This window comes from Xanthobacter dioxanivorans, from assembly GCF_016807805.1.
Lineage (GTDB): Bacteria > Pseudomonadota > Alphaproteobacteria > Rhizobiales > Xanthobacteraceae > Xanthobacter > Xanthobacter dioxanivorans.
Window position 1 is genome coordinate 2,916,249 of sequence record NZ_CP063362.1, and the last position, 25,014, is coordinate 2,941,262.

A 25,014-nucleotide genomic window follows, 5' to 3' on the forward strand; every position below is an offset into this window, starting at 1 on the left:
AACGGGAGGAGGTCAGGCGGGTGACCGTTCGGCTTTCGCATATCCCCTGACGGGACGGCTGCGCAACCCGCCATCGGAACAGGTCGCGACGGCGCACCCGGCCCTCACCCCTTCTCGCCGACCCGCTTTTGCTCGCCGAAGCCCTGCGCCTCCAGGAACAGGTGGGCGCGGTTCTGGAACTCTTCCGGGCGCTTTTCCGCCAGCAGGGGCGCAAAGTCCGCGCAGGCGTCGCACACCGTGTCCACCCAGGCCTTCTCGGCCTTGGCGAAGTCGCCGAGCACGTAGGGCATCACCATCGCCTTGTCGCCGGGATGGCCGATGCCGAGGCGGACGCGGAAATAGTCGTTGCCGCACTGGGCGGTGATGGAGCGCAGGCCGTTGTGGCCGGCATTGCCGCCGCCCTTCTTGATGCGCACCTTGGCCGGGGGCAGGTCCAGCTCGTCGTGGAAGACGAAGATGTGGTCGAGGGGGATCTTGTAGAAGCGCTGCGCCTCGGAGACCGCGCGCCCGCTCTCGTTCATGTAGGTCTCGGGGAAGACGGCGATGACCTTCTCGCCGGCGATCTCGCCTTCCGCCGCCATGGACTGGAAGCGGCGCCGGAGTGGACCGAGCCGGTGGCGCCGGCAGATGGCGTCCAGCGCCATGAAGCCGATATTGTGACGGTTGCCGGCATATTTCGGGCCGGGATTGCCGAGCCCTGCGAACAGGAACATGAGGCTTTCCTCCGGCCCGAAAGTCGTCAGATCAGACTGTGGCGATGCGACAGATCAGGCCTTGGCCGCTTCCGCGGCATCCTCGGCGGCGGCATCAGCCTGGCCCGACGGGGCCACGATGGTGCCGAGAGTGTCGTCGCCGTGGCCGGCCCAGGTCACGCCCGCGGGCAGAGTCAGGTCGGACAGGTGGAAGATGTCGCCGTAATCGGCACCGGTCAGGTCCACCTCGATGGAGGCGGGGATCGATTCGGCCGGGCACTCCAGTTCCACCGTGTGGGCCACCACGTTCAGGGTGCCACCGGCCTTGAGCGCCGGGGAGGCCTCATGGCTCACGAAGTGCACCGGCACCTCCACCGTCACGCTCGCGCCCTGGGAGACGCGCAGGAAGTCCACGTGCAGGGGGAAATCCTTCACCGGGTCGAGCTGGTAGTCGCGGGGGATCACGCGGTGCTTGGTCCCGTCCACGTCGATCTCGAACAGCGTGGTGAGGAAGTGGCCGGCATAGATGATCTTGTTGATCTCGCGATGGTTCAGCGAGATCGTCACCGGCTCCTGCTTCTCGCCGTAGATCACGGCGGGCACGCGACCGGCGCGGCGCTCGGCACGGGCGGCCCCCTTGCCGGCCCGCGGGCGCGCCACAGCCTTCAGTTCCTTGATGGCAGTCATGGCACTCGTCCTAACTTTGATAAGGTTCAGGAAGCGGCACGGGCTCGCCGAGCGGGCACGCGCCTTCGACCGACGGCACGCCTCCAGGGGGGCGCATGCCGCGGACGAAGGCGCGCTTATAACGGCGCGACGGCGCGGATGCAACAAAGACGGGCGTTTCGGCCCGATGGGGAGCGGCCATGGGGGCATATCCGAGGGGGCTGGCTGGAAGGGCCGGCGGGGCCATCGCCATTGGCGCGCGGACCTTCACCGCATTGACCTTCGTCGCGTTGACCTGCGCCGCGCTGACCCTCGCCGCGAGCGCGGCGCTGGCCCAGCAGGAGGCGCCGCGGCCCGGCGCGCCGGCCGGCGATGCCGCCGCGCTCGCCGCGGCCAACGCCCGCATCGCGGTGTGGGACATCCCGCAGGTGGATCTGCTGCCGGATGACGCCGAGGGTCGCCTGGTGCGCTACGGCCGCTCCGTCCTGGAAGCCACCGCCCGCCATATCGGGCCGGATGCGCCGGACCCGGCCATGCGGTTCGCGGGCAACAATCTGGCCTGCGTCAATTGCCATCTCAATGCCGGCCGCAAGAAATTCGGCCTGCCGCTGGTGGGTGCCTCGACCGACTATCCGCAATATTCCGCGCGCAGCGGCGGCATGGCGAGCCTCGAGGACCGGCTGGACAACTGCATGACGCGCTCCATGAACGGCCGCCCCATGCCGCGGGACGCCGGCCCCATGCGGGCGCTTGTCGCCTATCTGCGGATTCTCTCCACCGCGCTACCGAAGGACGCGCGCATCGAGGGCGCCGGGGCCGGCGCCATCCCCGGCCTCGACCGGCCCGCCGATCCGACGCGCGGCGCGCTCGTCTACGCGCAGAATTGTGTTTTCTGCCATCGCGCGGATGGCCGGGGCCTCGCGCGCAACGCCGTGGTCGCGAGCTTCGGCTATGGGGTGCCGCCGCTATGGGGACCGGACAGCTTCAACGACGGCGCCGGCATGAACCGCCTCGTCACCATCGCCAATTTCGTGCACGACAACATGCCGAACGGCACCGACTGGACCATGCCCGTGCTGGTGCCTGAGGATGCGTGGGATGTGGCCGCCTACGTGGTGAGCCAGCCGCGCCCGGCGCGGGCCGCATTCGAGGCCGATTTCCCGAACCTGCTCGAAAAGCCGGTGGACACGCCCTACGGCCCCTACGCGGACAGCTTCCCGGCGGAGCAGCACAAATACGGGCCGTTCGGTCCCATCCGGACCGAGATTGCCCGCCTGAAGGCGGTGAAGGGCACGGTACCCAATCCCTACGCCAGGTAGGGAGCGCTCATTTCGGCGTCGTGGACTGGCAGGCGCCGGGCCTGCCCTGGCCGAACCAGTTGCCGCACTTGTCGCAGCCCGACAGGCCGAGGGCGAGCGCCGCGACGGCGACGAGACGGATGACGGCGCGCATGGCTTCTCCTTTTGCGGACGCCGGGACCTTAGAGCATTTTCGAGCCCGGGGACGGGTTCGCGTGAAGAAAATGCGGCCAGGCAAAGACATCAGTCAAAGACATCAGGCGAAGCGGCGGGGCAAGCTCGGTGGGGAAGGGCGCCTCCGCCGCCCCGCCCGCCGCCTCAATAGACGATCACGTGACGCACCACCTCGCCGCGGTCGAGGCGGTCGAAGCCCTCATTGATGTCGTCGAGCGGGCCGGTGGAGGAAAGCAGGCGGTTCACCGGCAGCTTGCCGCGCCGGTAGAGCGCCATGAAGCGCGGGATGTCGCGCGGCGGCACGCAGCTTCCCATGTAGCTGCCCTTGATGGTGCGCTCCTCGGCCACCAGGTGCACCGGCGGCAGGGACACGCGGGCGTTGGGGTTGGCAAGGCCCCCGGTGGTGGTGGTGCCGCCGCGCCGGGTGATCTTGTAGGCGAGCTCGAAGGCCGGGGCGGAGCCCGCCATCTCCACCGCGTGGTGAACGCCGCCGGAGGTGGCGTCCTTCACCGCCTCCACCACATCGGGGTCGGTGGCCAGGAAGGTGTCGGTGACGCCGAGCGAACGGGCCAGCTCCAGCTTCGCCGGCGAGATGTCGAGGGCGACGATCTGCTCCGCCCCGGCCGCCACCGCGCCCATGAGCGCCGAAAGGCCGACGCCGCCGAGCCCGACCACCGCCACCCGGTCGCCGGCCTTCACGCCGGCGGTGTTCACCACCGTGCCGACGCCGGTCATCACCGCGCAGCCGAACAGGGCGGCGTCCACCAGCGACATCTCCGGGTCGATCTTGATGATGGAGCGGCGCGAGACCACCGCATACTCGCCGAAGCCAGAGATTCCGCACAAATGGTAGGCCTGCGTGCCGTCGTCGCAGGTGAGCCGCCGGCCGCCGCCGAGCAGGGTGCCGGCGCCGTTGGACGCCTGGCCGGGGCCGCACAGCTGGGCCTTTCCATCCAGGCACGAGGGGCAGGTGCCGCAGGTGGGCACGAAGCTCATCACCACATGGTCGCCGGGGGACAGGTCGGTGACACCGGCGCCGGTCTCCACCACCACGCCCGAGGCCTCGTGGCCGAGCACCATGGGCAACTGGCGCGGACGGTCGCCGTTGATCACCGAGAGGTCGGAATGGCACAGGCCCGCAGCCGCCACCTTGATCAGCACCTCGCCGGCCTGGGGCGGGGCGAGCTCGACCGTCTCGATGGTAAGCGGGCGCGTCTCCCCGTAGGGCTTGCCGACCGGGGACGTGCGGAGCACGGCGGCGCGAATACGCATGATATTTCCTCCCGACGATCCTTTGCGCCGTAATGGCCGGCGCATGGGGCAGCGTCAAGCTCGGGCGAATGGGCATTCAGGGGAAGGCGCGCCGCACGCGCGCCGGTTCTCGTCGCCGGCGGAAGCCTCAGGCGGCTTCCGCCACCATGCCGGCGATCAGCAGGTCGGCGGTCTGGCCGGCGAGCAGGGCGACGTTGGCGTCCTTGGTGATCATGGCGGCGACGATGGCACCGTCGATGAGGACGCCGATCTGGTGGGCGGCGCCCTCCGGGTCACGGGAACCGGCCTCGGCGGCGAGACGGGCGATGGTCTGGAGCACCACCTTCTTGTGGGCGAGGGCGATCTGGCGCAGGCGGTCGTCCCTCTTGTCGTGCTCGGCCACGGCATTGATGAACGGGCAGCCGAAGAAGGCGTCGTCGCCGAACCATTCCCGCAGCACGGGAAAGATGCGGCGCAGGCGGGCGCGGGCCGGTGCCTCCCCCTTGAGCAGCTCGCCGAGAAACCAGTCGCGCCAGGCGGCGCCCTCGCGCTCCAGCACCGCCTCCACCAGCCGCTCCTTGGAGCCGAAGGTCTTGTAGAGCGTCGCCTTGGCGGTGGCCGCCTCGGCCACCACCGCGTCCACGCCCACGGCATTGATGCCATAGCGACAGAACAGGCGGGTCGCGGCGGAAAGGATGCGCTCGCGCGCCTTCGGCTCGGCCTCCGGCTCCGGAGCGGCATGCGGATTGGGACCGTGCGGCACCTTTGCCCGCATCATCTTCGGCTGCTGCATCGCTTCTCACCAATGTGCCGATTTCGTGGGCACTCAGACAGACCTGTCTGTCAATTACAGGCATGAATCATGCCGTGCAATGGCGACGAGGGGAAGCCGAAAATGCTTCTCTCGCTTGAGGAAAAGATGTTTCGCTGAAGATTCGTCCTGGGTCCGATGCAGCTGGCACAGGGCATGCATAAGACAGACCGGTCTGTCTATTCGTGACCCAAGGAGATCCGGATGTCCGCGCCCCAAACCGTTCTCACGGGCTGCCTCGCGCCCGAGGCTGCCACCGGCTGCCTCGCCCCCATCGACAGGGACGGCCTCGAGAAGCTCATCGCCGCCGGCAAGGCGGACCCCAAGGTCATCAAGACCCTGAAGTGCAAGACTGTGGCCGAGGGCCGCTTCCGGCACGCCAATTATATCCGCAACCTCGCCCCCTACATCGTCGACGAGCCCCCGGGCCTGCTCGGCGACGATACCGCCCCGAACCCGTCCGAAGCCTCGCTCGCGGCGCTGGGCTCCTGCCTCGCCGTGGGCCTGCATGCCAATGCGGTGCATCGCGGCTGGACCGTGCGCAAGCTGGAGCTCCAGCTGGAGGGCGACCTCAACATCACCGCCGTGTGGGGTACCGGCGACGTCAGCGAGAAGCCGGTGGGCTTCACCGACGTGCGCGTGAAGGTGGAGATGGAGTGCGACGGCGTGCCGAAGGAGGACGTGGACGCCCTCATCGCCCATGTCACCAAGTGGTCGCCGGTGGCCAACACCTTCGTGCGCCCGGTGAATCTCGAGGTGGCGCTGGCCTGATCGCCCGCGCCCGGCATGCCCGGTTTGCCCGGGCATGCCGGTCCGTGTTGCCGGGGTCCACCAAGGGAATTTCAGCCAGAGGGATTGCCATGCCATCGACCGCCGTGTCCGCCTTGTCGCCGCATGAATTGTCCGCATCCGACCTCGATTCCGCCGCGGCGCTCGCCGAGATCGGCAAGATCGCGGTTACCGACCTGTCCGCCTGGGCCCGCGCCATCGACGAGGGGACTTATCCCGCCACCCTGCTGCATCGCTTCGCCGATGCCGGGGCCTTCCGCCTGCATCTCGGCGAGGGGCACCGGCTGGGCAGCGCCATCGAGGGCATGAGCCGCATCTCGGAGGTCTGCACCTCCACCGGCTTCATGGCCTGGTGCCAGAACACGCTGGTCTGGTACCTGATCAACTCCGAGAATGCGGCCGCGAAGGCAAAGTACCTCGCCGCCGCCGCCACCGGCCACGTGCTGGGCGGCACCGCGCTCTCCAATCCCATGAAGTCCTTCTTCGGCATCGAGACGCTGAAGCTGAAGGGCACCCGGGTGGACGGGGGCTACAAGGTAAAGGGCATCCTGCCCTGGGTGTCCAACCTCGGGCCCGACCACTTCTTCGGCGCCATCTTCGCCGTCGACGGCGCCGAGCCGGTGATGGCCCTCATCGACTGCGCCGACCCGGCTGTGACGCTGAAGCCGTGCGAGCCCTTCCTCTCCATGGACGGCACCGGCACCTACGGCGTGCAGGTGCGCGATCTGTTCGTCCCCGACGACATGGTGCTGGCGCACGAGGCCATGGCCTTCGTGAAGAAGATGCGCGCCGGCTTCATCCTGCTCCAGGCCGGCATGGCCATCGGCCTCATGCGCGACGCCGTCGCCATGATGCGCGAGGTGGAGGGGCCGCTGGGCCACGTGAACCGCTTCCTGGAGACGCAGCCGGACGCCCTGGCCGAGACCCTCGCCGGCATCGAGGCGGAGGTGAACGCCCTCGCCGAGACGCCCTACGACACCAGCCCTGAATACTGGCGCCGGGTGGTCGCCGCCCGGCTCCTCGCCGGGGAGAAGAGCGTCGAGGCGGCGCACAACGCCATGCTCCATTGCGGCGCCCGCGGCTATGTGCGTGCCCACCGCTGCCAGCGCCGCCTGCGCGAGGCCTATTTCGTCGCCATCGTCACGCCGGCCACCAAGCAGCTGCGCCTGATGCTGGACCAGATGCCGGCCTGAGCGCCGGCCCGCTTTCCTTCCAACACGCCGAGGGGCGCGAAGCCTCCGACCTTCCGGTTCGTTTCGTCATCCATCCTTCGAGAGGGGATTACCATGAGCGCAATCCTGATTTCGCCGTCCGAGCTCTCCAAGCTGATCCTGTCCGAGCCCACGGTCGTCATCGACACGCGGAACCCGGAAAGCTATGCGGCCGGGCATGTTCCCGGCGCGGTGAACCTGCATGAGATCTTCACCTTCCTCGCCACCTCCACCCCCGAGGGCTATGCCGAGCTGCGCGAGAAGTTCGCCGACGCCTTCGGCAAGGCCGGCCTCTCGGGAAGGGAAACGGCGGTCATCTACGAGCAGTCCATGAATTCCGGCTTCGGCCAGTCCTGCCGCGGCTATTTCCTGCTCACCTTCCTGGGCTACCCCAAGATCAAGGTGCTGCACGGCGGCTTCGACGCCTGGAACGCGGTGGGCCTGCCGGTCTCCATCGACCTGCCGGAGCCGAAGGCAGCCGCCTTCCCGGTGGACGAGGCCGCCGGCGCGGTGGTCATCGACGCCGCCGCCATGCTCGCCGCAGTGGAGGATGCCGCCATCGCCAAGCTCGACGTGCGCGACGTGGACGAGTGGATCGGCGAGAGCTCGTCCCCCTATGGCAAGGACTTCTGCCCCCGCAAGGGACGCATCCCCGGCGCCCGGTGGATCGAGTGGTACCGCATGATGAAGCCCACGGCGGACGGCCCGCGCTTCAAGTCGGCGCCCGAGATCCTGGCCGAATGCGCCACCGTGGGCATTTCACCCGACACACCCGTCTATCTCTACTGCTTCAAAGGGGCGCGGGCCTCCAACACCTTCCTCGCGCTGAAAGAGGCGGGGGTGAAGGACGTGAAGATGTATTTTGGCTCTTGGAACGAATGGTCGCGCGATCCGGCGCTCCCCATCGAGGAGGGGCATCCGGCGGCGGCCACGGCCTGAACCGAAGGAGCCCCGCCGTGCCCGAGATTACCTGCTATTTCAGCCCGCAATCGGGCTATGCCTATCTGGGGCACGCGCGCCTCGTCGCCATCGCGCGGGCGCACGGCGCCGCCATTCTGTGGCGGCCCGTGGACATCCTGAAAGTCTTCGCCGAGGGCGGCTCCACCGCCCCGGCCAAGCAGTCGCCGGTGCGCAACGCCTATCGCAAGGTGGACATCGTGCGCTGGGCGAAGCGCGCCGGCATTTCGATCAACACCGAGCCGGCCTTCTGGCCCACCGATACGCTGCCCGCCTGCCGCCTGATCGCGGCGGCAATGCTTCAGGGCATCGATGCCACCGACCTCATCGGCGCCTGCCTCGGCGCGGTGTGGGCGCGCAACCTCCAGATTTCCGAGCGGGCCACCCTCGTCCGCCTCGCCGACGAGGTCGGCCTCGACGGCGCGCACCTCGCCGAGCTGTCCGACAGCGTGGAGGCGGCCGAGCGGGTCGCGCGCAACACCGCGGAGGCCATAGCCGCCGGCGTGTTCGGCTCGCCCTCCTATGTGGTCGATGGGGAGCTCTATTTCGGCCAGGACCGGCTGGACTTCCTCGCCGAGGCGCTGGCCGGGGCACCGGCGGAGGCGGCGCAATGAGCGCGCCCGTGGTCATCGTCGGCGCGGGGCAGGCGGCGGCCCAGGCCGTCACCTCCCTGAAGGCGGAAGGGTATGCCGGCGACATCGTGGTGCTCGGCGACGAGCCGTATCTGCCCTACCAGCGCCCGCCTCTGTCGAAGGCCTATCTCGGCGACGAGATGACCGAGGACCGGCTGGAGCTGAAGGCACCGAAATTCTATGCGGATGCGGGCGCGCAGGTGCGCACTGGCGTCCGTGTCGCCCGCATCCATCCGGCCGAGAAGCGGGTGGATCTGGCCGATGGATCACACCTCACCTACGGCGCGCTGCTGATCGCCACCGGCACCCGCGCCCGCGCGTTGCCGGTGCCGGGGGCGGACTTGCCGGGGGTCTTCTCCATCCGCTCCATCGACGACGTGAAGCACTTCCGCGCCGCGGCCCTGCCGGGGGCGAGGCTGGTGATCATCGGCGGCGGCTATATCGGCCTCGAGGTGGCGGCCAAGGCGCGCAAGCTCGGCCTGGACGTGAGCGTGGTGGAAGGCCAGGAGCGGCTGCTCGCCCGCGTCGCCTGCGCCACCATCTCGGATTTCGCCCGTGACCTGCATGTAGGCCATGGCGTCGCCGTGCTCACCGGCATGGGGGTGACGCGGATCACCGGCACCGACCGGGTGACCGGCGTGGAACTGGCGGACGGGCGGATCCTGCCGGCGGACCTCGTGCTGTCCGCCGTGGGCGCGGTGCCCAATGCGGAACTGGCCACGGAGGCCGGCATCGCCCTGGAGAACGGCATCCGGGTGGACGCGGCGACGCGCACCAGCGCGCCCGACATTTACGCTGCCGGGGATGTTGCCTCCTTTCCAAGCACTCTGTACGGGCGTCGTGTACGCCTGGAATCCGTGCAGAATGCCATCGACCAGGCCAAGTCTGCCGCAAAAACAATCACCGGGAGTACGGTTGCATACGATCCGGTGCCGTGGTTCTGGTCCGACCAATATGATGTGAAGCTTCAGATCGCCGGCCTCCTGGACGGCTTCGACCGTACCGAATGCGAGGGCGACATCGCAGCCGGTCGCTTCTGCGTGCGGTATTTCGCGGGGGATCGCCTGCTCGCGGTCTGCTCCGTCAACGACCCCAAGAGCCACATGCTGGCCCGCAAGGCGCTGGTCGCGCCACCACCCCTGCCCGTGCCCGGGTAGGGGTGGCACGGCCATTGCCCTTCCATAGCGTCATCCACCCGAAATTTCCGCACGGAGAGCCCTGATGTCGATGTTCTCGAACCCGTTCTCGCTGAAGTCGAAGCTCGGCCGCTGCCTGTGCGGGCGCCATGCGACGCCGGACGAGCATGCCGCGGCGGAGCGGGCGGCCGGGCTCGGCGACGAGGCGCGCTATCGCGACGTGGTGGCCTCGGGCCTCATGCGGGCGCTGTTCCCCAATGACATGAAGCGCAGGGCCTTCCTGAAGGCAGTGGGCGCCTCCACGGCGGCGGCGGCGGTCGCCACCTTCTTCCCGCTGGATGCGGCCACCGAGGCCTTCGCCGCCACCGGCAAGCCGGAGAAGACCGACCTCAAGGTGGGCTTCATCCCCATCACCTGCGCCACCCCCATCATCATGGCGCATCCCATGGGCTTCTATACCAAGCACGGCCTCAACGTGGAGGTGGTGAAGACCGCCGGCTGGGCGGTGATCCGGGACAAGACCATCAACAAGGAATATGACGCCGCCCACATGCTGGCGCCCATGCCGCTCGCCATCTCGCAGGGGCTGGGCTCCAACCCGATCCCGTTCGTGGCGGCGGCCATCGAGAACATCAACGGCCAGTCCTTCACCCTCGGCATCAAGCACAAGGACAAGATGGACGTGAAGTCGTGGAAGGGCATGAAGCTCGCCATTCCCTACGACTTCTCCATGCACAATTACCTGCTGCGCTACCTTTTGGCGGAGAACGGCATCGATCCGGACACCGACGTGCAGCTGCGCGTGGTGCCGCCGCCGGAGATGGTGGCGAACCTGCGGGCCGAGAACATCGACGGCTTCCTCGCCCCGGACAATGTGGCCCAGCGCGCCGTGTTCGATGGCGTCGGCTTCATCCATTCCCTGTCGAAAACCATGTGGGATGGCCATCCCTGCTGCTCGTTCGCGGCCAGCAAGGAGTTCATCGCCACCATGCCCAACACCTATGCGGCGCTGCTGCGGGCCATCGTGGACGCCACCGGCTACGCCTCGAAGGCGGAGAACCGCAAGGCCATCGCCGAGGCCATCGCCCCGGCCGCCTATCTCAACGCGCCCCCGGTGGTGCTGGAGCAGGTGCTGGTGGGCAAGTATGCCGACGGCCTCGGCAACATCAAGGACGACCCCAAGCGCGTCGATTTCGATCCCTTCCCGTGGGATTCGTTCGCCGTGTGGATGCTGACCCAGATGAAGCGCTGGGGGCAGATCAAGGGCGAGGTGGACTACCAGAGCGTGGCCAACCAGGTGTTCCTCGCCACCGACGCGGCCAAGGTGATGAAGGAGATGGGGCTGACCCCGCCCGCCACCACTTCCAAGTCGTTCTCGGTGATGGGCAAGGTGTTCGATCCGCAAAAGCCCGCGGAATACGTCGCCTCCTTCGCCATCAAGCGGAGCTGACGTGATGAAGAGCCTCGGCCTGCGCGCCGGTTTTCTCTCGGTGCTGCTGTTCGTCGCCTTCTGCGCGCTCTGGCAGATCGCCGTCACCCCGGGCGCGAGCTCGGGGCCGGCGCTGGATCCGGAATATGCCAAGCTCATGGGCATCCAGACGGTCGGGGCGAAGTCCGCCATGCCGGGGCCGCTCGACGTGGCGCAAAAGCTCTGGGACAACCTGAAGCGGCCCTTCTACGACAACGGGCCGAACGACAAGGGGCTCGGCCTCCAGCTGCTCTATTCCATCGGCCGGGTGGCGCTCGGCTATACGATCGCCGTGCTGGTGGCGGTGCCGGTGGGCTTTCTCATCGGCATGTCGCCGCTCGCCTACCGGGCGCTGGACCCGTTCATCCAGGTGCTCAAGCCCATCTCGCCCCTGGCCTGGATGCCGCTCGCCCTCTACACCATCAAGGATTCGTCCCTCTCGGCCATCTTCGTCATCTTCATCTGCTCGGTCTGGCCCATGCTCATCAACACCGCCTTCGGGGTGGGAGCGGTGCGCAAGGAATGGCTCAACGTCGCCCGCACGCTGGAAGTCGGGCCGTGGCGGCGGGCCTTCACGGTGATCCTGCCGGCGGCGGCGCCCACCATCCTCACCGGCATGCGCATCTCCATCGGCATCGCCTGGCTCGTCATCGTGGCGGCGGAGATGCTCGTGGGCGGCACCGGCATCGGCTATTTCGTGTGGAACGAATGGAACAACCTCTCCATCGCCAATGTCATCGTGGGCATCCTGCTCATCGGCGTCGTCGGCATGGTGCTCGACTTGATCCTGGCGCGCCTGCAGCGCCGCGTCACCTTCCCGGAGTGAGCGCCGTGGCCGAGAGCGACCCCAAATTCATCTCCATCGAGGGCATCGCCCGGCGCTATCCGGCGCCGGGGGGCGGGGCCACCACCATCTTCGAGAACCTGTGGCTCCAGGTGCCGCGCGGCGCGTTCGTCTGCATCATCGGCCATTCGGGGTGCGGCAAGACGAGCGTGCTCAACATCCTCGCCGGGTTGGAGCAGCCCTCGGACGGCGTGGTGGTGGTGGACGGGCAGGCCATCTCCGGCCCCAGCCTCGACCGTGCCGTCATCTTCCAGGGCCACGCGCTGCTGCCGTGGCGGAGCGTACTCGGCAACGTGGCCTATGCCGTCTCTTCCCGCTGGCGCAAGGCGTCCCGCGCCGAGGTGGAGGAGCGGGCGAAACGCTGCATCGACCTCGTCGGACTCAGGGGCAGCGAGCACAAGAAGCCGGCGGAGCTCTCCGGCGGCATGCGCCAGCGGGTGGGCATCGCCCGCGCGCTGTCCATCGAGCCCAAGATCATGCTCATGGACGAGCCGTTCTCGGCCCTCGACGCGCTCACCCGCGGCACCCTGCAGGACGAGGTGCGGCGCATCTGCACGTCCACCGGGCAGACGGTGGTGATGATCACCCATGACGTGGACGAGGCCATCTACCTCGCCGACAAGATCGTGCTCATGACCAACGGCCCGGAGGCCATGGTCGCCGAGGTGGTCGAGAACCCGCTGCCGGCCGCGCGCGCCCGCGATACCATTCATCGCGAGCCGGACTACTACACGGTGCGCAATCACCTGGTGGATTTCCTCGTCGCCCGCAGCCGCACCTTCAGGGACGAGAAGCCGCAGGACTACGACCCGCGCCATCCGCCGCAGGTGCGCCTCGGCGCGGCGCCAGAGCCGCCGCCCGCCAATACCATCCCCTTCCCGGCGCTCGCCAAGGGACGTGAGTGAACGGACGTGAGTGAAGGGACGCGAGTGAGCGGACGGGCGCGTGAGGCAGCCGGCCGGCCCATCGATCGACTGACAAGAGTGGAGAAAAGACCCAATGAAGCGCGAAGAACTCACCGAGAAGATCCTCGACATCAAGCGCGAGAAGGGCTGGACCTGGAAGTATATCTGCGAGGAGATCGGCGGCATGTCGCCGGTCCTTGTGGTCGGCGCGCTGCTCGGCCAGATGAAGCTGGTGAAGCCGCTGGCGGCGAAGGCCGCCGCCCTGTTCTCCCTCTCGGAGGTCGAGGAGCGCATGCTGAACGAGGTGCCCATGCGCGGCGCCGGCACGCCCATGCCGCCCACCGACCCGCTGATCTACCGCTTCTACGAGCTGGTGATGGTGAACGGGCCGGCCTGGAAGGCGCTGATCGAGGAGGAGTTCGGCGACGGCATCATGTCCGCCATCGATTTCAACATGGAGATGGTGCGCGAGCCCAATCCCAAGGGTGATCGGGTGCAGATCACCATGTCCGGCAAGTTCCTGCCCTACAAGTATTACGGCAACGAGCAGGGCATCCCCGACTACGGCTTCAAGGAGAGCTGAGGGCGGGTTGGAAATTCGACCGGCGCCTTTGGCCCGTGCCACCGACCGACCGTCATGCCCGGGCTTGTCCCGGGCATCCATGCGCGGCCGCCGGCAAGACACGGGGGGCCTGTCGGAGCGGAGCTGAACCTTTTTCCCGGCTGGCCCCGAGGCCGCCGGGCGGCGGCGTTCTCAGAACCGCGTCACCACCTGCGACAGATCGGGGCGCGGGCGGTCCTCCAGCTTCTGGGTGGCGGTGCCCATGTAGATGAAGCCGACGATGCGCTCGTCGGCGGCGAGGCCGAGGGCGGCGCGGGCATCGGCGTCATAGGCCGGCCACTCGCTGATCCAGGTGGCGCCGTAGCCCAGGGCGGCGGCGGCGAGCAGCATGTTCTGGCAGCAGGCGGCGGCGGACATGAGCTGCTCGAACTCCGGGATCTTCACGTGGGGCGCCGCGCGCGAAATCACCGCCACCACCACCGGGGCGCGCAGGAAGCGGCCGGCCTCGTCCTCCAGGCGCTTGTCCGGTGTGGCGGGATCGGCCGCCTTCAGCACCTGCGCCAGGGCGGCGCCGGCGCGGGCACGGCCGTCGGCCTCCAGAACGAGGAAGCGCCACGGCGTGAGCTTGCCGTGGTCCGGCACGCGGGCGGCGATGGTGAGGATGGTGTCGAGGTCGGCGCCGGAGGGGCCAGGCTCCACCAGGTCGATGATGCGGGAGGAACGGCGGGTGGCGAGCAGGTCGAGGGCATCGGGCATCGTGGAAAAGCTCTTGCAAGAAAGGGGAGACGACAAGGAAAGGCGCGGCGGGCGCTCCTCTCTATAATGGCAAGCGCACCGCGTTTGAACCGCCGCCCGGCTTTCCGCTCCGGCAGGCGGGCGCGCTGATCCCGGCGTGAATCCGCCCTGACTTGAATCCGCCCTGAATTTTGTGCAGGTGAGATGAATGCACCGCCTCACCCGCGCATTTTCGTCCGTTTCCGCCGTCCCCCGCGCCGGCTCGCTGTGGCGTCGGCAGGCGACGCGGCGCGCTGCGGCGCTGCTCGCCGCGGTGCTGCTGCTGTCGCCCGCCGGCGCAGCGGCGCAGAGCATGCAATTCCTGGGAGGCCAGTCGGCCCCATCCGCCGCCGGCCCGTTCGCGCCGCCGCCCGGCGCCCCCCGCCCGGTGCTCCAGGCGCCCGGCCCGGGGGCTCCCGCGGCGCCCTTCGCGCCGCCCGGCGGCGGGTCGTCGGCGCGCGAGCCGCACGCGGTGCTGCCCGCGGCGCCCGCCGGCAAGTCGGCGCTGGGCCTTTATGCCCGCTTCGGGACGGAGGGCGCGCCGGTGCCGCGCGGGCTCATCTGGCGTGTCTTCGCCGACCAGCCGGAGAGTTCGGGGGCCTTCCCTCTCGTGGCCGAGAGCTCGGAGGCCTCGCCGGTCTTCTTCCTCACGCCCGGCGGCTATATCGTCCACGTGGCCTTCGGCTTCGCCACCACCGCCCAGCGGGTGCAGGTGGGGCCGGTCTCGCGCCGGCAGGCCTTCGACATGCCGGCGGGCGCCCTGCGCCTCGCAGCGGACGTGAACGACAAGCCCATCCCGGCGCAGAAGCTCACCTTCGACATCTTCGAGGGCTCGTTCCTGCAGGGGCGGACCTCCAGCCAGCCCTATTATCGGGGCGCCAGCGCCGGCGAGGTGGTGCTGCTGCCGGAGGGCACCTACCATGTGGTGTCCACCTACGGCGACGCCAATGCGGTGGTGCGCGCCGACGTGAACGTGCAGCCGGGCAAGCTCACCGACGCCACCGTGCACCATCGCGCGGCGCAGATCGTCCTGAAGCTGGTGAAGGTGCCGGCCGGCGAGGCGCTCGCCGACACCCAGTGGACGGTGATCACCCCTGGCGGCGACACCATCAAGGAATCCATCGGCGCCTTCCCCACCTTCGTCCTCGGGGAGGGCGACTACACCGCCATCGCCCGCAAGGACGGCAAGAACTACAACCGCGACTTCAAGGTGGAAGCCGGCAAGGACCAGGAACTGGAAGTGCTGCTGCGCTGATCCCCGCCCGTCGCGGTTCGGCGCGGGCGGCGTTCACCGGTGATGAAAGGCGGGCATCGTGAGATCTGACCTGAGGCTGACGCTCGCGGGGGCCGCTCTCGCCCTCCTCCTTGCTGGAGAGGTTCCGGCACGGGCGGCGGATGCCGCCGCCGGCCGTGTCCTTGCCGAGCGTCTGTGCGCCAACTGCCACGTGGTGGCGGTGGACGCCACGCGCGGCACCACCGACGCCCCGACCTTTCCCGCCATCGCCGCGCGGGACGGGGACATCTCCGGTCCCTGGCTCGCCTTCCGCCTGCTGCTCCCGCACCCGCAGATGCCGCAGGTCTCGCTGAACCGCACCGAGGCCGCCGACCTTGCAGCCTATTTTGCCGCGCTGAAGCGATAGGGGGCCGCGCGGGGCCGGCGCGACGGCCGGGCTTGGAACCGCGGCGGTTTTCTGAAAGAAAGCGCCCAGGATAATCGCTCTGGATCGCCCATGACCGCCGAACGGCCGCTCGCCGATAAAATCGCCCTCGTCACCGGCGCCACCCGCGGCATCGGCGCGGCCACCGCCGTCGCCCTCGCGGCGGCGGGCGCCCATGTGGTGGCCGTGGGCCGCTCCGAGGGCGGGCTCCAGGACATCGACGACGCCATCCGCGCCGTGGGCGGCACCGCCACCCTGGTGCCGCTGGACCTCAAGGATTCAGACGGCACCGATCGCCTCGGCGGCGCGCTGTTCGAGCGCTACGGCCGGCTCGACGTGTTCGTGGCCAATGCCGGCGTGCTCGGCCCGCTGTCGCCGCTGGGCCATGTCTACCCGAAGGACTGGGACAACGCCGTGGCGGTGAACCTCACCGCCAACTGGCGCTGCGTGCGCTCCTTCGATCCGCTGCTGAAGCTGTCGCCCGCCGGGCGGGCGGTGATGATCTCTTCCGGCGCGGCGCACAAGGCGCGGGCCTATTGGGGCCCCTACGCCATCACCAAGGCCGGGCTGGAAGCGATGGCCCGCACCTGGGCGGCGGAGAGCATCACCGGAAATCTCAAGGTGAACCTGTTCAATCCCGGCCCCATCCGCACCCTGATGCGCGCCAAGGCCTTTCCCGGCGAAGACCCGATGAGCCTGCCGCCCCCCGAGGCCGCGGCCGCCGGCATCCTGCCGTTGTGCCTGCCGAGCTTCACCGAGACCGGCCGGCTCTACGATTTCCCGCAGGGCCGGCTGCTGGACTTCCACCTGCCGTCCTGAACGTGGGGCGGGGAGGCCTCCCTCGCGTCAGCCCGCCGCTGCCGCGCCGGCCGGCGGCGTGAGCACGCCGGCTCCCAGCTCGGCCAAAGCATGGCCGTAGAGCACGAGGCACGGCCCCTCGGCGCCCGCGTCCACGGCGCGGGCCACGTCCTCGGCGAGGGTGGCGACGCGGCCCATGACCACCTTCTCTTCCGGCCGCGTCACCGAGAACACCGCCACCGCGGGGGTCGCGGGATCGATGCCGGCGGCCATCAGGTTGCGCACCAGGTCCGGCAGGGTCCGGCGCGGCATGTAGACCACCGTGGTCGCCGCCTTGTCGGACAGGGCGCCATAGTCGAGGTCCTTCGGCAGCTTGCCGTCGCGGGCATGGGCGGTGACGAATTGCAGCCGCCGCGCGTGGTCGCGATGGGTGAGGGAGGTGACGAGCCGGCTCGCCGCGCCCTGCGGCGCGGAGATGCCGGGGATCACCTCCACCGGCACGCCCGCCGCCCGGCAATGGGCGATCTCCTCGCCGGCGCGGCCGAAGATCATGGGCTCGCCGCCCTTCAGGCGCACCACCCGGCGGCCTTCGCGGGCGAGGTCCACCATCAGGGCGTTGATGTCGTCCTGCTTGCAGGAGGGGCCGTAGCCGGTCTTGCCCACCAGCATCTTCCTCGCCTCGCGGCGGGAGAAATCGAGGATGGCGGGCGAGACGAGGTCGTCATAGAGCACCACGTCCGCCGATTGCAGCGCCCGCACCGCCTTGAGCGTCAGCAGCTCGGGGTCGCCCGGACCCGCGCCCACCAGCACCACCGAGCCGGAATGCGCGGCCGCGCCTTCGGTCTCGATGGCATTGAACAAGGCGGCGCGGTCGTCGTCGTCGGGCGCGCGGTTGGGCTCGGCGAGGGCTTTCGCGGCGAAGCGCTCCCAGAAGGCGCGGCGCGCATGGTGCGACAGGCCGCGCGCGGTGACCTGATGGCGCCAGGTCTTCGCCGCCAGCGCCCAGGCCTTGAAGCCCGTGGGCAGCAGCGCCTCGATCTTGGCCCGGACCGCCTGGCCGAAGACCGGCGCCGCGCCGTCGGTGGAGATGCCCACCACGAGGGGCGAGCGGTTGACGATGGCGCCGAAGGTGAAGTCGGAGAGGGCCGGGCGGTCCACCACGTTCACCGGCACCCCCGCCGCGCGGGCGGCGGCGGAAAACCGCGCGGCTTCACCCTCGTCCTCGCCGTCGGCCACCGCGAGGACGGCGCCGTCGAGGTCGTCCGCGTGCCACGCGCGCACATGGATGGCGATGGGGCCGTGCGGGGGAGCCCCGGCGAGGCGCCACAGGTCCTCGCACACCTGGGGGGCGATCACCTCCACCCGCGCGCCGGCGGCGGACAGCAGCTCGGCCTTCCAGGCCGCGGGCTCACCACCCCCCGCCACCAGCACCCGCCGCCCCTCGAGGCCGAAGAAGACGGGCAGGCGGGCGATCTGCTCCATGCGCGCATGGCCGGTGTGGCGCGGCGCGCGGGAGGAGGGGGTGTCGGGGCCGGTGGCGGCCATGGGGAAAGATGCTCCTGAGAGGCTCTGGTTTCGAAGCGTACGGCGCGGCGCGCCGGCGATCAACGCGCGCGTCGGGGCGGGGTGGAATGCCCGGTCGTGGCCTTCGCGAGCCTGCACGCGGCTGGGCCTGCACGCGGTTGGGACCATCATGCCCGGCACGAGGCCCGGCGTGACGGTCCCACCGGCATCCTTCAGTCGCGGGCGGCGACGATGATGATCTCCACCAGATACTTGGGTGCCGCCAGCTTGCCCTCGCTGGTGGCGCGGGCGGGCGGATTCTCCTGGTCGACCCAGGCGTCCCACACGGCGTTCATGTCGGCGAAGTTGGCGATGTCCGAAAGCCAGATGGTGGCCGAGAGGATGCGCGACTTGTCGGTGCCGGCACGGGCCAGAAGGCTGTCGATGGAGGCGAGGACCCCGCGGGTCTGGCTCGCCACGTCCGCGCCCTCGGCCACCTGGCCGGCGAGGTAGATGGTGTTGCCGTGGATCACGGCTTCGCTCATGCGGCGGCCCTTGTCGAGCCTCTCGATGCTCATGGATCGGTCCTTTCGTTGCGGGGGAGGTGTTTAGCAGCTTGGGGGGCGGATGCGTCAACCGGGGGAACGTCGCCGGCCAATCGGTGGTGGACAGCTCAACCGCCGTCATGCTCCGGCTTGACCGGAGCATCCGTCCCGCCGCCGGGCGTGATGCCCGGCCAGAGCATGGGCCCTCCGGCAAAGCCGGAGGGCGACGACGGTTCGGGAGCCCAGCAAGAGACCGCCGAAGGCGCTTCCATAATCCGGCGATCCAACACATCGCCCGCTGCGCGAGCGTTTTGACGCCGGGTCCCCGCTCTCCTTCAGCTTCGCTGCGGTGGGCAGGGATGCGCGGAGTGCCTCAGTGCGCCTCTTCCCAGTTCTTCGCGGCGCGGGCGTCCACCTTCAGCGGCACCGCGAGGGTGACGGCGGGGCTGGCCGCGGTCTCCATGGCGTGGCGCACCACCGGGATGGTCGCGTCCGCCTCGCCGGCAGGCACCTCGAACACAAGCTCGTCGTGCACCTGCAGCAGCATGCGGGCTTCGAGCCCGGCCTTCGCGAGCGCCGGCTCCATGCGGATCATGGCCCGGCGGATGATGTCCGCCGCCGTGCCCTGGAGGCGGGCATTGATGGCGGCGCGCTCGTTGAAGGCGCGGATGGAGGGGTTCTTCGCCGCGATGTCGGGATAGTGGCAGCGCCGGCCGAACAGCGTTTCCACGTAGCCATGCTCGCGGCAGAAGGTCTTGGTCTCCTCCATATAGTCGCGGATGCCGGGGAAGCGCTCGAAATAGCGCTTGATGTACTGGCCTGCCTCATCGCGCGGAATGCCCAGCTGGTTGGCGAGGCCGAAGGCGGAGATGCCGTAGATGATGCCGAAATTGATCGCCTTGGCCCGACGGCGGATCTCGGCCGGCATGTCCTGCACCGGCACGCCGAACATCTCGGATGCGGTCATGGCATGGATGTCCAGGCCCTCGGTGAAGGCCTGCCGGAGCGCGGGGATCTCTGCGATCTCGGCCAGCAGCCGCAATTCGATCTGCGAATAGTCCGCCGAGACGAGCAGGTTGCCGTCCTCCGCCACGAACGCCCGGCGGATGCGCCGGCCCTCCTCGGTGCGGATGGGGATGTTCTGCAGGTTGGGGTCGGACGAGGACAGGCGCCCGGTGGTGGTGGCGGCGAGCGCATAGGATGTATGGACGCGCCTGGTCTGCGGGTGGACGAAATTGGGCAGCGCGTCCGTATAGGTGGAGCGGAGCTTGGAGAGCTGGCGCCAGTCCAGGATCTTCTGCGGCAGCTTGTGCCCGGCCTCGGCCAGTTCCTCCAGCGCGGTGGCCTTGGTGGACCACATGCCGGTGGCGGTCTTGGTGCCGCCGGGAAGCCCCATCCGGCCGAACAGGATGTCGCCCATCTGCTTCGGCGAGCCCACGTTCAGCCGCTCGCCGGCAAGTTCCGCGATCTCATCCTCGATCCGCGCCGCGCCCTGCGCGAACTCGGAGGAGAGGCGCGCCAGCATCGCCTTGTCGATGGAGATGCCCCGGCTCTCCATGCGCGCCAGCACCGGGATGAGCGGGCGCTCCAGCGTCTCGTAGACCGTGGTCCGCGCTTCCGCCGCCAAGCGCGGCTTCAGCACCCGCCACAGGCGCAGGGTGACGTCCGCATCCTCGGCGGCATAGGCGGTGGCCGTGTCGAGCGCCACCTTGTCGAAGGTGATCTGCGCCTTGCCCTTGCCGGTGACTTCCGAAAAGGCGATGGGCTGGTGGCCGAGGTGGAGGACCGAAAGCTCGTCCATGCCGTGGCCGTTGCGCCCCGCGTCCAGCGCGTAGGACATGCACATGGTGCAGTCGATGGGCGCGACCTCGATGCCGTGGCGGGCGAGGATGAGCTGGTCGTACTTCACATTGTGCCCGACCTTCAGCGTGCCCTTGTCCTCCAGCACGCCCTTCAGCGCGGCGATGGCGTCGGCGAACGGGATCTGGCCCGGCAGCAGTCCCTCGCTGAACAGCCCGTCCCCGGCGCCCTGATGGGCGAGGGGGATGTAGCAGGCCTCGTTGGGCGAGAGCGCCAGCGAGACGCCCACCAGATCCGCCTGCATGGGGTCCAGCGAGGTGGTCTCGGTGTCGAAGGCGACGAGCCCCTGGTCGGCGGCCTTGGCGCACCACGCCTTGAGCTCGGCGAGGTCGAGGATGGTGCGGTATGCCTTGCGGTCCACTGGGGTGGCGCGGGCCTCGCCGGCGCGGGCCTGGGCGAGGTCGGACGGGTTGAGGGTGCCCTTCGGCGTGTCCGCGGACGCCTGTGCAGCCGTCCCGCCGGACGCCGTGCCCCCGGCGCGGCAGCGTCCGCCTCGGGGCCGGGGCCGAAGAGGTCGCCCTTAGGGGCGAGCCTCGGGTCGGGCTCCACTTCTCCCGCCTCGACACCATAGGCCTCGGCCACGCGGCGGGTGATGGTGGTGAATTCCATGGCCTTCAGGAACGCGATGAGCTGCCGGGCGTCGGGCGCCTCCAGCACCAGATCGTCGAGGGGCACCTCCACCGCCACGTCGCGCACCAGCGTCACCAGCTGCTTGGAGATGCGCGCCGCCTCCGCATTGCCCAGGAGCGATTCGCGCCGCTTGGGCTGCTTGATCTCGGACGCGCGGGAAAGCAGCGTCTCCAGGTCGCCATATTCGCCGATGAGCTGGGCGGCGGTCTTGATGCCGATGCCGGGCACGCCCGGCACATTGTCGGTCGAGTCGCCCGCCAGCGCCTGCACGTCGGTGACCTTTTCCGGCGGCACGCCGAAATATTCCACCACCTCGCCGAGGCCGATGCGCCGCTCCGGCCGTGCCCCGCGCCCGCCGCTCTCGCCGGAGGCGGGATCGTACATGGCGACGTTCGGGCCGATGAGCTGCATCAGGTCCTTGTCGGCGGAGACGATCAGCACCTCCGCCCCTGCCTTCACCGCCTGGTCGGTATAGGTGGCGATGAGGTCGTCCGCCTCGTAGCGCGCCTGCTCCACCGGGATGAGGCCGAAGGCGCGCACCGCCTCGCGCATGAGCGGAAACTGCGGGATCAGCTCGTCCGGCGGGTCGGAGCGGTTGGCCTTGTAGTCGGGATAGAGCTCCTTGCGGAAACTGTCCTCCGACTTGTCGAAGATGATGGCGAGGTGGGTCGGCTTGATGCCGACCGCCCCGTCGCGCACGAACTGGAACAGCTTGGTGCAGAACAGCCGCACCGCGCCGGTGGGCAGGCGGTCCGAGCGGAAATTGTACTTGCGGTCCTGGTTGATGGACTGGAAGTAGGCGCGGAAGACGAACGAGGACCCATCCACCAGGAAGACGTGGTCACCGGGCTTGAGGGGTCGGGGAGAAGGAGACATGTGCGGTCCGCCTGAATGAGGCGCGCACGATGCCCGAGGGGGGCGCGCCGAACAAGGGGCGCGGGCGACGCCTTCTCCCTCAGCCCGCCACCGTCTCCGCGACGCTCGCCGCCACGCCGCCGGCGAGGATCCGGCCGAGCGCCGCGCGCACCGGCCCGGCGAATCGGGGATCGGCCGGCAGGTCGTCCCCGAACACCTCGCGCACCGAGAGGAGGGCGGGCGTGAGGCGGTCGGCATCGGGACCGGCCGCGTCGGCGAGCGCCCGCAGCCGGCCCGCCAGGGGGTCGCGCACTTCGATGGGCGTGCCGTGCTCGTCGCGGCCGGTGACGTAGCGCATCCAGCCGGCGATGGCGAAGGCGAGGAGCGGGATGGGCGCGCCGGCGGCGAGCCGGTCCCGCGCCGGGGCGACGAGGCGCTGCGGCAGCTTCTGCGAGCCGTCCATGGCGATCTGCCAGGTGCGGTGCTTCAGCGCCGGGTTTCGGAAGCGCTCGCGCAGGGCGCGCTTGTAGGCGCCCACGTCCACGCCGGCGGGCAGATGCAGGGTCGGGGTGATCTCCTCGTCCTGCAGCCGCTCCACCAGGCGGGCGAAGGCCGGCGCCGCCATCACGTCGGCGATATGGGCGTAGCCGGCGAGGGCACCGAGATAGGCCATGGTGGAATGGGCGCCGTTGAGCAGGCGCAGCTTCATGTGCTCGTAGGGGGCGACATCCGGCACCAGCTCGACGCCCACCTCCTCCAGCGGCGGCCGGCCGAGGGGGAAATGGTCCTCTACCACCCACTGGCTGAACGGTTCCGCCGAGACCGGCCACGCGTCCTCCATCCCCAGTCCGTCCGCCACCAGGGCCCGCACCGTGTCGGTGGTGGCGGGGACGATGCGGTCCACCATGGTGGAGGGGAAGGCCACCTCGCCTTCCACGAACCGCCCGAGGTCGGCCTCGCGCAAGGCGGCGAGGCGGGCGACGACCCGCGCCACGGTCCGGCCGTTTGCCGGCAGGTTGTCGCAGCACAGGACGGTGAAGGGGGCGATACCAGCGGCACGGCGCCGGCGCAGCGCCTCCACCAGAAAGCCCGGCGCGCTCACCGGGCGCTCGGGATCGGCGAGGTCGGCGCGGATGTCCGGGTGGCCCTCGTCCAGGGTGCCGGCGGCGGGATCGTGGCAATAGCCCTTCTCGGTCACCGTGAGGGTGACGATGCGCACCGCCGGGTCGGTCATGGCGGCGAGCAGCGCCTGCGGCTCGCGTGGCGCCACGAGCAGGCGGCGCAGGGAGCCGATCACCCGCAGGCGGTCGCCCTCCCCGGAGCGGGTGACGAGGGCGTAGAGGCCGTCCTGCGGGTCGAGGGCATCGGATGTGTTGGGCGAGCGCAGGCTGGCGCCTGCCACCGCCCAGCCCGCATGGCCGCGGCCGAGGATGTCGTCGAGGTAGACCGCCTGGTGCGCCCGGTGGAAGGCGCCGACGCCCAGATGCACCACGCCCACCTGCGCCGCCGCCACGTCATAGCCGGGGCGGCGCACGGGGGCGGGCACATGGGCGAGGCTGGCGAGGGACAGCCGTGCGCCGCTCACAGCCGGTAGGCTTTCTTGGCGAGGCCGTAGGCGAGGTCGCGCGCCACCTCTACCGCCTCGTCCTCGTCGAGCCGGTGCTCGGTGACGAGCTCGGCAAGGAAGCCGCAATCGATGCGCCGGGCCACGTCGTGGCGGGCCGGGATGGAGGGGAAGGCGCGGGTGTCGTCGTTGAAGCCCACCGTATTGTAGAAACCGGCGGTCTCCGTGGTCATGGCGCGAAATCGCTTCATGCCCTCCGGGCTGTCGTGGAACCACCAGGCCGGGCCGAGCCTGAGCGCCGGATAATGTCCGGCCAGGGGCGCCAGCTCGCGGGCATAGGTGGTCTCGTCCAGGGTGAAGAGGATCAGCGTGAGCTCCGGCGCGTTGCCGAAGCGGTCGAGCAGCGGCTTCAGCGCGCGCACATATTCGGTGGGGGAGGGGATGTCGGCCCCCTTGTCGCGGCCGTAGCGGGCGAACACCTGGCCGTTGTGGTTGCGCACGGCGCCGGGATGGATCTGCATCACCAGGCCGTCCTCCAGGCTCATGCGCGCCATCTCGGTGAGCATCTGGCCGCGGAACAGCTCGGCATCCCCGGCGCTCACGGGGGCGTTGCCGGTGACCCGCCGGAACAGGGCCTGCGCCTCCTCACGCGGCAGGTCGAAGGTGGCGGCGGTGGGGTGGCCGTGGTCGGTGGAGGTGGCGCCATAGGTCTTGAAGAAGGCCCGCCGCCTGCGGTGCGCTTCGAGGTAGCCGGACCAGGAGAAGGTGTCTTCCCCCGTCAGCTCGCCGAACCGCGCGAGGTTGGCGGAAAAGCCCTCGAACTCCGGATCCACCACCGGGTCGGGCCGATAGGCCGTCACCACGCGTCCGCTCCAGCCGCTGTCGCGGATCTCGGCGTGGGCGGCGAGGTCGTCGAGGGGGCTCTCGGTGGTGGCGATCACCTCGATGTTGAAGCGCTCGAACAAGGCGCGCGGGCGGAAGGCGTCCTGTTCCAGCTTGCCGGCGATGAGGTCGTAGGTGACATCGGCGTTTTCGGCGCACAGCCGCTCGCCGAGGCCGAACAGGGTGGCGAAGGCGTGGTCCAGCCACAGGCGGGTGGGGGTGCCACGGAACAGGTGGTAGTTGGCGGCGAACAGCCGCCAGATGGCGCGCCCATCCTGCTCGGTCTCGCCGCCGTCGCTGCGGGGAACGCCCAGCTTTTCCAGGGGGATGCCCTGGCTGTAGAGCATCCGGAAGACGTAGTGGTCTGGCACCACGAACAGCTTCGCGGGGTCCGGGAAGGGCGCGTTGCGCGCGTACCAGCGCGGGTCGGTGTGGCCGTGGGGCGAGACGATGGGCAAGGCCTCCACCTCCCCGTACAGCCGGCGGGCGACGGCGCGCGCGGACGGGTCGGCGGGGAAGAGTCGGTCGGGATGAAGGAGCGGGGACAAG

The 25,014-nt window shown here is 69.7% G+C and carries 23 protein-coding genes and 1 pseudogene; 13 read left to right on the top strand and 11 right to left on the bottom strand.

What is annotated here, in order from left to right:
- Positions 1–104 precede the first annotated feature (104 nt).
- Both pth and EZH22_RS13675 read right to left on the bottom strand, forming a co-directional pair.
- A complete protein-coding gene (gene pth, locus EZH22_RS13670) occupies positions 105–713 on the bottom strand; it encodes an aminoacyl-tRNA hydrolase (protein WP_203196126.1) in 609 nt (202 codons plus the stop codon).
- 54 nt (positions 714–767) lie between these two features.
- On the bottom strand, positions 768–1,379 hold the full coding sequence (locus EZH22_RS13675) for a 50S ribosomal protein L25/general stress protein Ctc (protein WP_203196127.1): 612 nt from the start codon (positions 1,377–1,379) through the stop codon (positions 768–770).
- A gap of 179 nt (positions 1,380–1,558) precedes the next feature.
- Between EZH22_RS13675 and EZH22_RS13680 the strand changes: the two genes are divergently transcribed.
- The gene (locus tag EZH22_RS13680) at positions 1,559–2,677 is read left to right on the top strand and encodes a c-type cytochrome (protein ID WP_203196128.1); all 1,119 of its coding nucleotides are present in this window, start codon (positions 1,559–1,561) and stop codon (positions 2,675–2,677) included.
- Positions 2,678–2,684: 7 nt separating this feature from the next.
- Here the strand turns inward: EZH22_RS13680 and EZH22_RS32390 are convergent, their stop codons facing one another.
- The 3 genes from EZH22_RS32390 to EZH22_RS13690 form a co-directional block, all read right to left on the bottom strand.
- Positions 2,685–2,810, bottom strand: coding sequence for a hypothetical protein (locus EZH22_RS32390; RefSeq protein ID WP_269902913.1), 126 nt, complete (start codon positions 2,808–2,810; stop codon positions 2,685–2,687).
- Between the two features lie 164 nt (positions 2,811–2,974).
- Positions 2,975–4,102: a zinc-dependent alcohol dehydrogenase family protein gene (locus tag EZH22_RS13685; RefSeq protein WP_203196129.1), complete on the bottom strand. Its 1,128-nt coding sequence runs from the start codon at positions 4,100–4,102 to the stop codon at positions 2,975–2,977.
- 127 nt (positions 4,103–4,229) lie between these two features.
- Entirely contained in the window at positions 4,230–4,874 is a 645-nt protein-coding gene (locus EZH22_RS13690; RefSeq protein ID WP_231711467.1) for a TetR/AcrR family transcriptional regulator, read from the bottom strand.
- A gap of 222 nt (positions 4,875–5,096) precedes the next feature.
- Here EZH22_RS13690 and EZH22_RS13695 point away from each other — a divergent pair, with 222 nt between their 5' ends.
- The 9 genes from EZH22_RS13695 (at position 5,097) to cynS (ending at position 13,417) form a co-directional block, all read left to right on the top strand.
- A complete protein-coding gene (locus EZH22_RS13695) occupies positions 5,097–5,663 on the top strand; it encodes an OsmC family protein (protein WP_203196130.1) in 567 nt (188 codons plus the stop codon).
- Positions 5,664–5,752: 89 nt separating this feature from the next.
- Positions 5,753–6,874, top strand: coding sequence for an acyl-CoA dehydrogenase family protein (locus tag EZH22_RS13700; RefSeq protein WP_231711468.1), 1,122 nt, complete (start codon positions 5,753–5,755; stop codon positions 6,872–6,874).
- A 93-nt stretch (positions 6,875–6,967) separates the two neighbouring features.
- Positions 6,968–7,831, top strand: coding sequence for a sulfurtransferase (locus EZH22_RS13705; RefSeq protein WP_203196131.1), 864 nt, complete (start codon positions 6,968–6,970; stop codon positions 7,829–7,831).
- A gap of 17 nt (positions 7,832–7,848) precedes the next feature.
- Positions 7,849–8,463 carry a 2-hydroxychromene-2-carboxylate isomerase gene (locus EZH22_RS13710; protein WP_203196132.1) on the top strand — a complete coding sequence of 205 codons (615 nt, stop codon included), beginning with the start codon at positions 7,849–7,851 and terminating at the stop codon, positions 8,461–8,463.
- Entirely contained in the window at positions 8,460–9,638 is a 1,179-nt protein-coding gene (locus tag EZH22_RS13715; protein ID WP_203196133.1) for an NAD(P)/FAD-dependent oxidoreductase, read from the top strand. The genes EZH22_RS13710 and EZH22_RS13715 overlap by 4 nt, the downstream gene beginning before the upstream one ends.
- A 64-nt stretch (positions 9,639–9,702) precedes the next feature.
- A complete protein-coding gene (locus EZH22_RS13720; protein ID WP_203196134.1) occupies positions 9,703–11,067 on the top strand; it encodes a CmpA/NrtA family ABC transporter substrate-binding protein in 1,365 nt (454 codons plus the stop codon).
- Positions 11,068–11,071: 4 nt separating this feature from the next.
- Positions 11,072–11,911: a nitrate ABC transporter permease gene (gene ntrB, locus EZH22_RS13725; protein ID WP_408647711.1), complete on the top strand. Its 840-nt coding sequence runs from the start codon at positions 11,072–11,074 to the stop codon at positions 11,909–11,911.
- Positions 11,908–12,834 (top strand): ABC transporter ATP-binding protein, encoded by a 927-nt coding sequence (locus EZH22_RS13730; RefSeq protein WP_231711469.1) that lies wholly within the window; start codon positions 11,908–11,910, stop codon positions 12,832–12,834. The genes ntrB and EZH22_RS13730 overlap by 4 nt, the downstream gene beginning before the upstream one ends.
- 94 nt (positions 12,835–12,928) lie before the next feature.
- Entirely contained in the window at positions 12,929–13,417 is a 489-nt protein-coding gene (cynS, locus tag EZH22_RS13735; RefSeq protein WP_203196137.1) for a cyanase, read from the top strand.
- Positions 13,418–13,588: 171 nt separating this feature from the next.
- Here cynS and EZH22_RS13740 read toward each other — a convergent pair whose 3' ends face one another.
- On the bottom strand, positions 13,589–14,152 hold the full coding sequence (locus EZH22_RS13740; RefSeq protein WP_203196138.1) for a nitroreductase family protein: 564 nt from the start codon (positions 14,150–14,152) through the stop codon (positions 13,589–13,591).
- 187 nt (positions 14,153–14,339) lie between these two features.
- On the opposite strand from EZH22_RS13740, the gene EZH22_RS13745 reads away from it, so the two are divergent.
- From EZH22_RS13745 to EZH22_RS13755, 3 genes are all read left to right on the top strand, one after another.
- On the top strand, positions 14,340–15,425 hold the full coding sequence (locus EZH22_RS13745) for a hypothetical protein (protein WP_231711470.1): 1,086 nt from the start codon (positions 14,340–14,342) through the stop codon (positions 15,423–15,425).
- 58 nt (positions 15,426–15,483) lie between these two features.
- Complete coding sequence (locus tag EZH22_RS13750; RefSeq protein ID WP_231711471.1) at positions 15,484–15,810, top strand: cytochrome c; 327 nt, start codon at positions 15,484–15,486, stop codon at positions 15,808–15,810.
- Positions 15,811–15,900: 90 nt separating this feature from the next.
- A complete protein-coding gene (locus EZH22_RS13755; RefSeq protein WP_203196139.1) occupies positions 15,901–16,647 on the top strand; it encodes an SDR family NAD(P)-dependent oxidoreductase in 747 nt (248 codons plus the stop codon).
- A 27-nt stretch (positions 16,648–16,674) separates the two neighbouring features.
- Here the strand turns inward: EZH22_RS13755 and cysG are convergent, their stop codons facing one another.
- The 5 genes and pseudogenes from cysG to uxaC all read right to left on the bottom strand — a co-directional run bounded on the left by cysG (position 16,675) and on the right by uxaC (position 25,013).
- Entirely contained in the window at positions 16,675–18,171 is a 1,497-nt protein-coding gene (gene cysG, locus EZH22_RS13760) for a siroheme synthase CysG (RefSeq protein WP_203196140.1), read from the bottom strand.
- A gap of 191 nt (positions 18,172–18,362) precedes the next feature.
- On the bottom strand, positions 18,363–18,707 hold the full coding sequence (locus EZH22_RS13765) for a RidA family protein (RefSeq protein WP_203196141.1): 345 nt from the start codon (positions 18,705–18,707) through the stop codon (positions 18,363–18,365).
- A gap of 340 nt (positions 18,708–19,047) precedes the next feature.
- A pseudogene (gene polA, locus EZH22_RS13770) lies at positions 19,048–22,040 on the bottom strand (DNA polymerase I).
- 79 nt (positions 22,041–22,119) lie between these two features.
- Positions 22,120–23,604 (bottom strand): mannitol dehydrogenase family protein, encoded by a 1,485-nt coding sequence (locus EZH22_RS13775; protein ID WP_203196142.1) that lies wholly within the window; start codon positions 23,602–23,604, stop codon positions 22,120–22,122.
- Entirely contained in the window at positions 23,601–25,013 is a 1,413-nt protein-coding gene (gene uxaC, locus EZH22_RS13780; RefSeq protein ID WP_203196143.1) for a glucuronate isomerase, read from the bottom strand. Before uxaC ends, EZH22_RS13775 begins: the two co-directional genes overlap by 4 nt.
- Between the last annotated feature and the right edge of the window lies 1 nt (position 25,014).

Coding starts and splice junctions, on each gene's coding strand:
- pth (WP_203196126.1), bottom strand. CDS start 713: ATGTTCCTGTTCGCAGGGCTCGGCAATCCCGGCCCGAAATATGCCGGC.
- EZH22_RS13675 (WP_203196127.1), bottom strand. CDS start 1,379: ATGACTGCCATCAAGGAACTGAAGGCTGTGGCGCGCCCGCGGGCCGGC.
- EZH22_RS13680 (WP_203196128.1), top strand. CDS start 1,559: ATGGGGGCATATCCGAGGGGGCTGGCTGGAAGGGCCGGCGGGGCCATC.
- EZH22_RS32390 (WP_269902913.1), bottom strand. CDS start 2,810: ATGCGCGCCGTCATCCGTCTCGTCGCCGTCGCGGCGCTCGCCCTCGGC.
- EZH22_RS13685 (WP_203196129.1), bottom strand. CDS start 4,102: ATGCGTATTCGCGCCGCCGTGCTCCGCACGTCCCCGGTCGGCAAGCCC.
- EZH22_RS13690 (WP_231711467.1), bottom strand. CDS start 4,874: ATGCAGCAGCCGAAGATGATGCGGGCAAAGGTGCCGCACGGTCCCAAT.
- EZH22_RS13695 (WP_203196130.1), top strand. CDS start 5,097: ATGTCCGCGCCCCAAACCGTTCTCACGGGCTGCCTCGCGCCCGAGGCT.
- EZH22_RS13700 (WP_231711468.1), top strand. CDS start 5,753: ATGCCATCGACCGCCGTGTCCGCCTTGTCGCCGCATGAATTGTCCGCA.
- EZH22_RS13705 (WP_203196131.1), top strand. CDS start 6,968: ATGAGCGCAATCCTGATTTCGCCGTCCGAGCTCTCCAAGCTGATCCTG.
- EZH22_RS13715 (WP_203196133.1), top strand. CDS start 8,460: ATGAGCGCGCCCGTGGTCATCGTCGGCGCGGGGCAGGCGGCGGCCCAG.
- EZH22_RS13720 (WP_203196134.1), top strand. CDS start 9,703: ATGTCGATGTTCTCGAACCCGTTCTCGCTGAAGTCGAAGCTCGGCCGC.
- ntrB (WP_408647711.1), top strand. CDS start 11,072: ATGAAGAGCCTCGGCCTGCGCGCCGGTTTTCTCTCGGTGCTGCTGTTC.
- cynS (WP_203196137.1), top strand. CDS start 12,929: ATGAAGCGCGAAGAACTCACCGAGAAGATCCTCGACATCAAGCGCGAG.
- EZH22_RS13740 (WP_203196138.1), bottom strand. CDS start 14,152: ATGCCCGATGCCCTCGACCTGCTCGCCACCCGCCGTTCCTCCCGCATC.
- EZH22_RS13745 (WP_231711470.1), top strand. CDS start 14,340: ATGCACCGCCTCACCCGCGCATTTTCGTCCGTTTCCGCCGTCCCCCGC.
- EZH22_RS13755 (WP_203196139.1), top strand. CDS start 15,901: ATGACCGCCGAACGGCCGCTCGCCGATAAAATCGCCCTCGTCACCGGC.
- cysG (WP_203196140.1), bottom strand. CDS start 18,171: ATGGCCGCCACCGGCCCCGACACCCCCTCCTCCCGCGCGCCGCGCCAC.
- EZH22_RS13765 (WP_203196141.1), bottom strand. CDS start 18,707: ATGAGCATCGAGAGGCTCGACAAGGGCCGCCGCATGAGCGAAGCCGTG.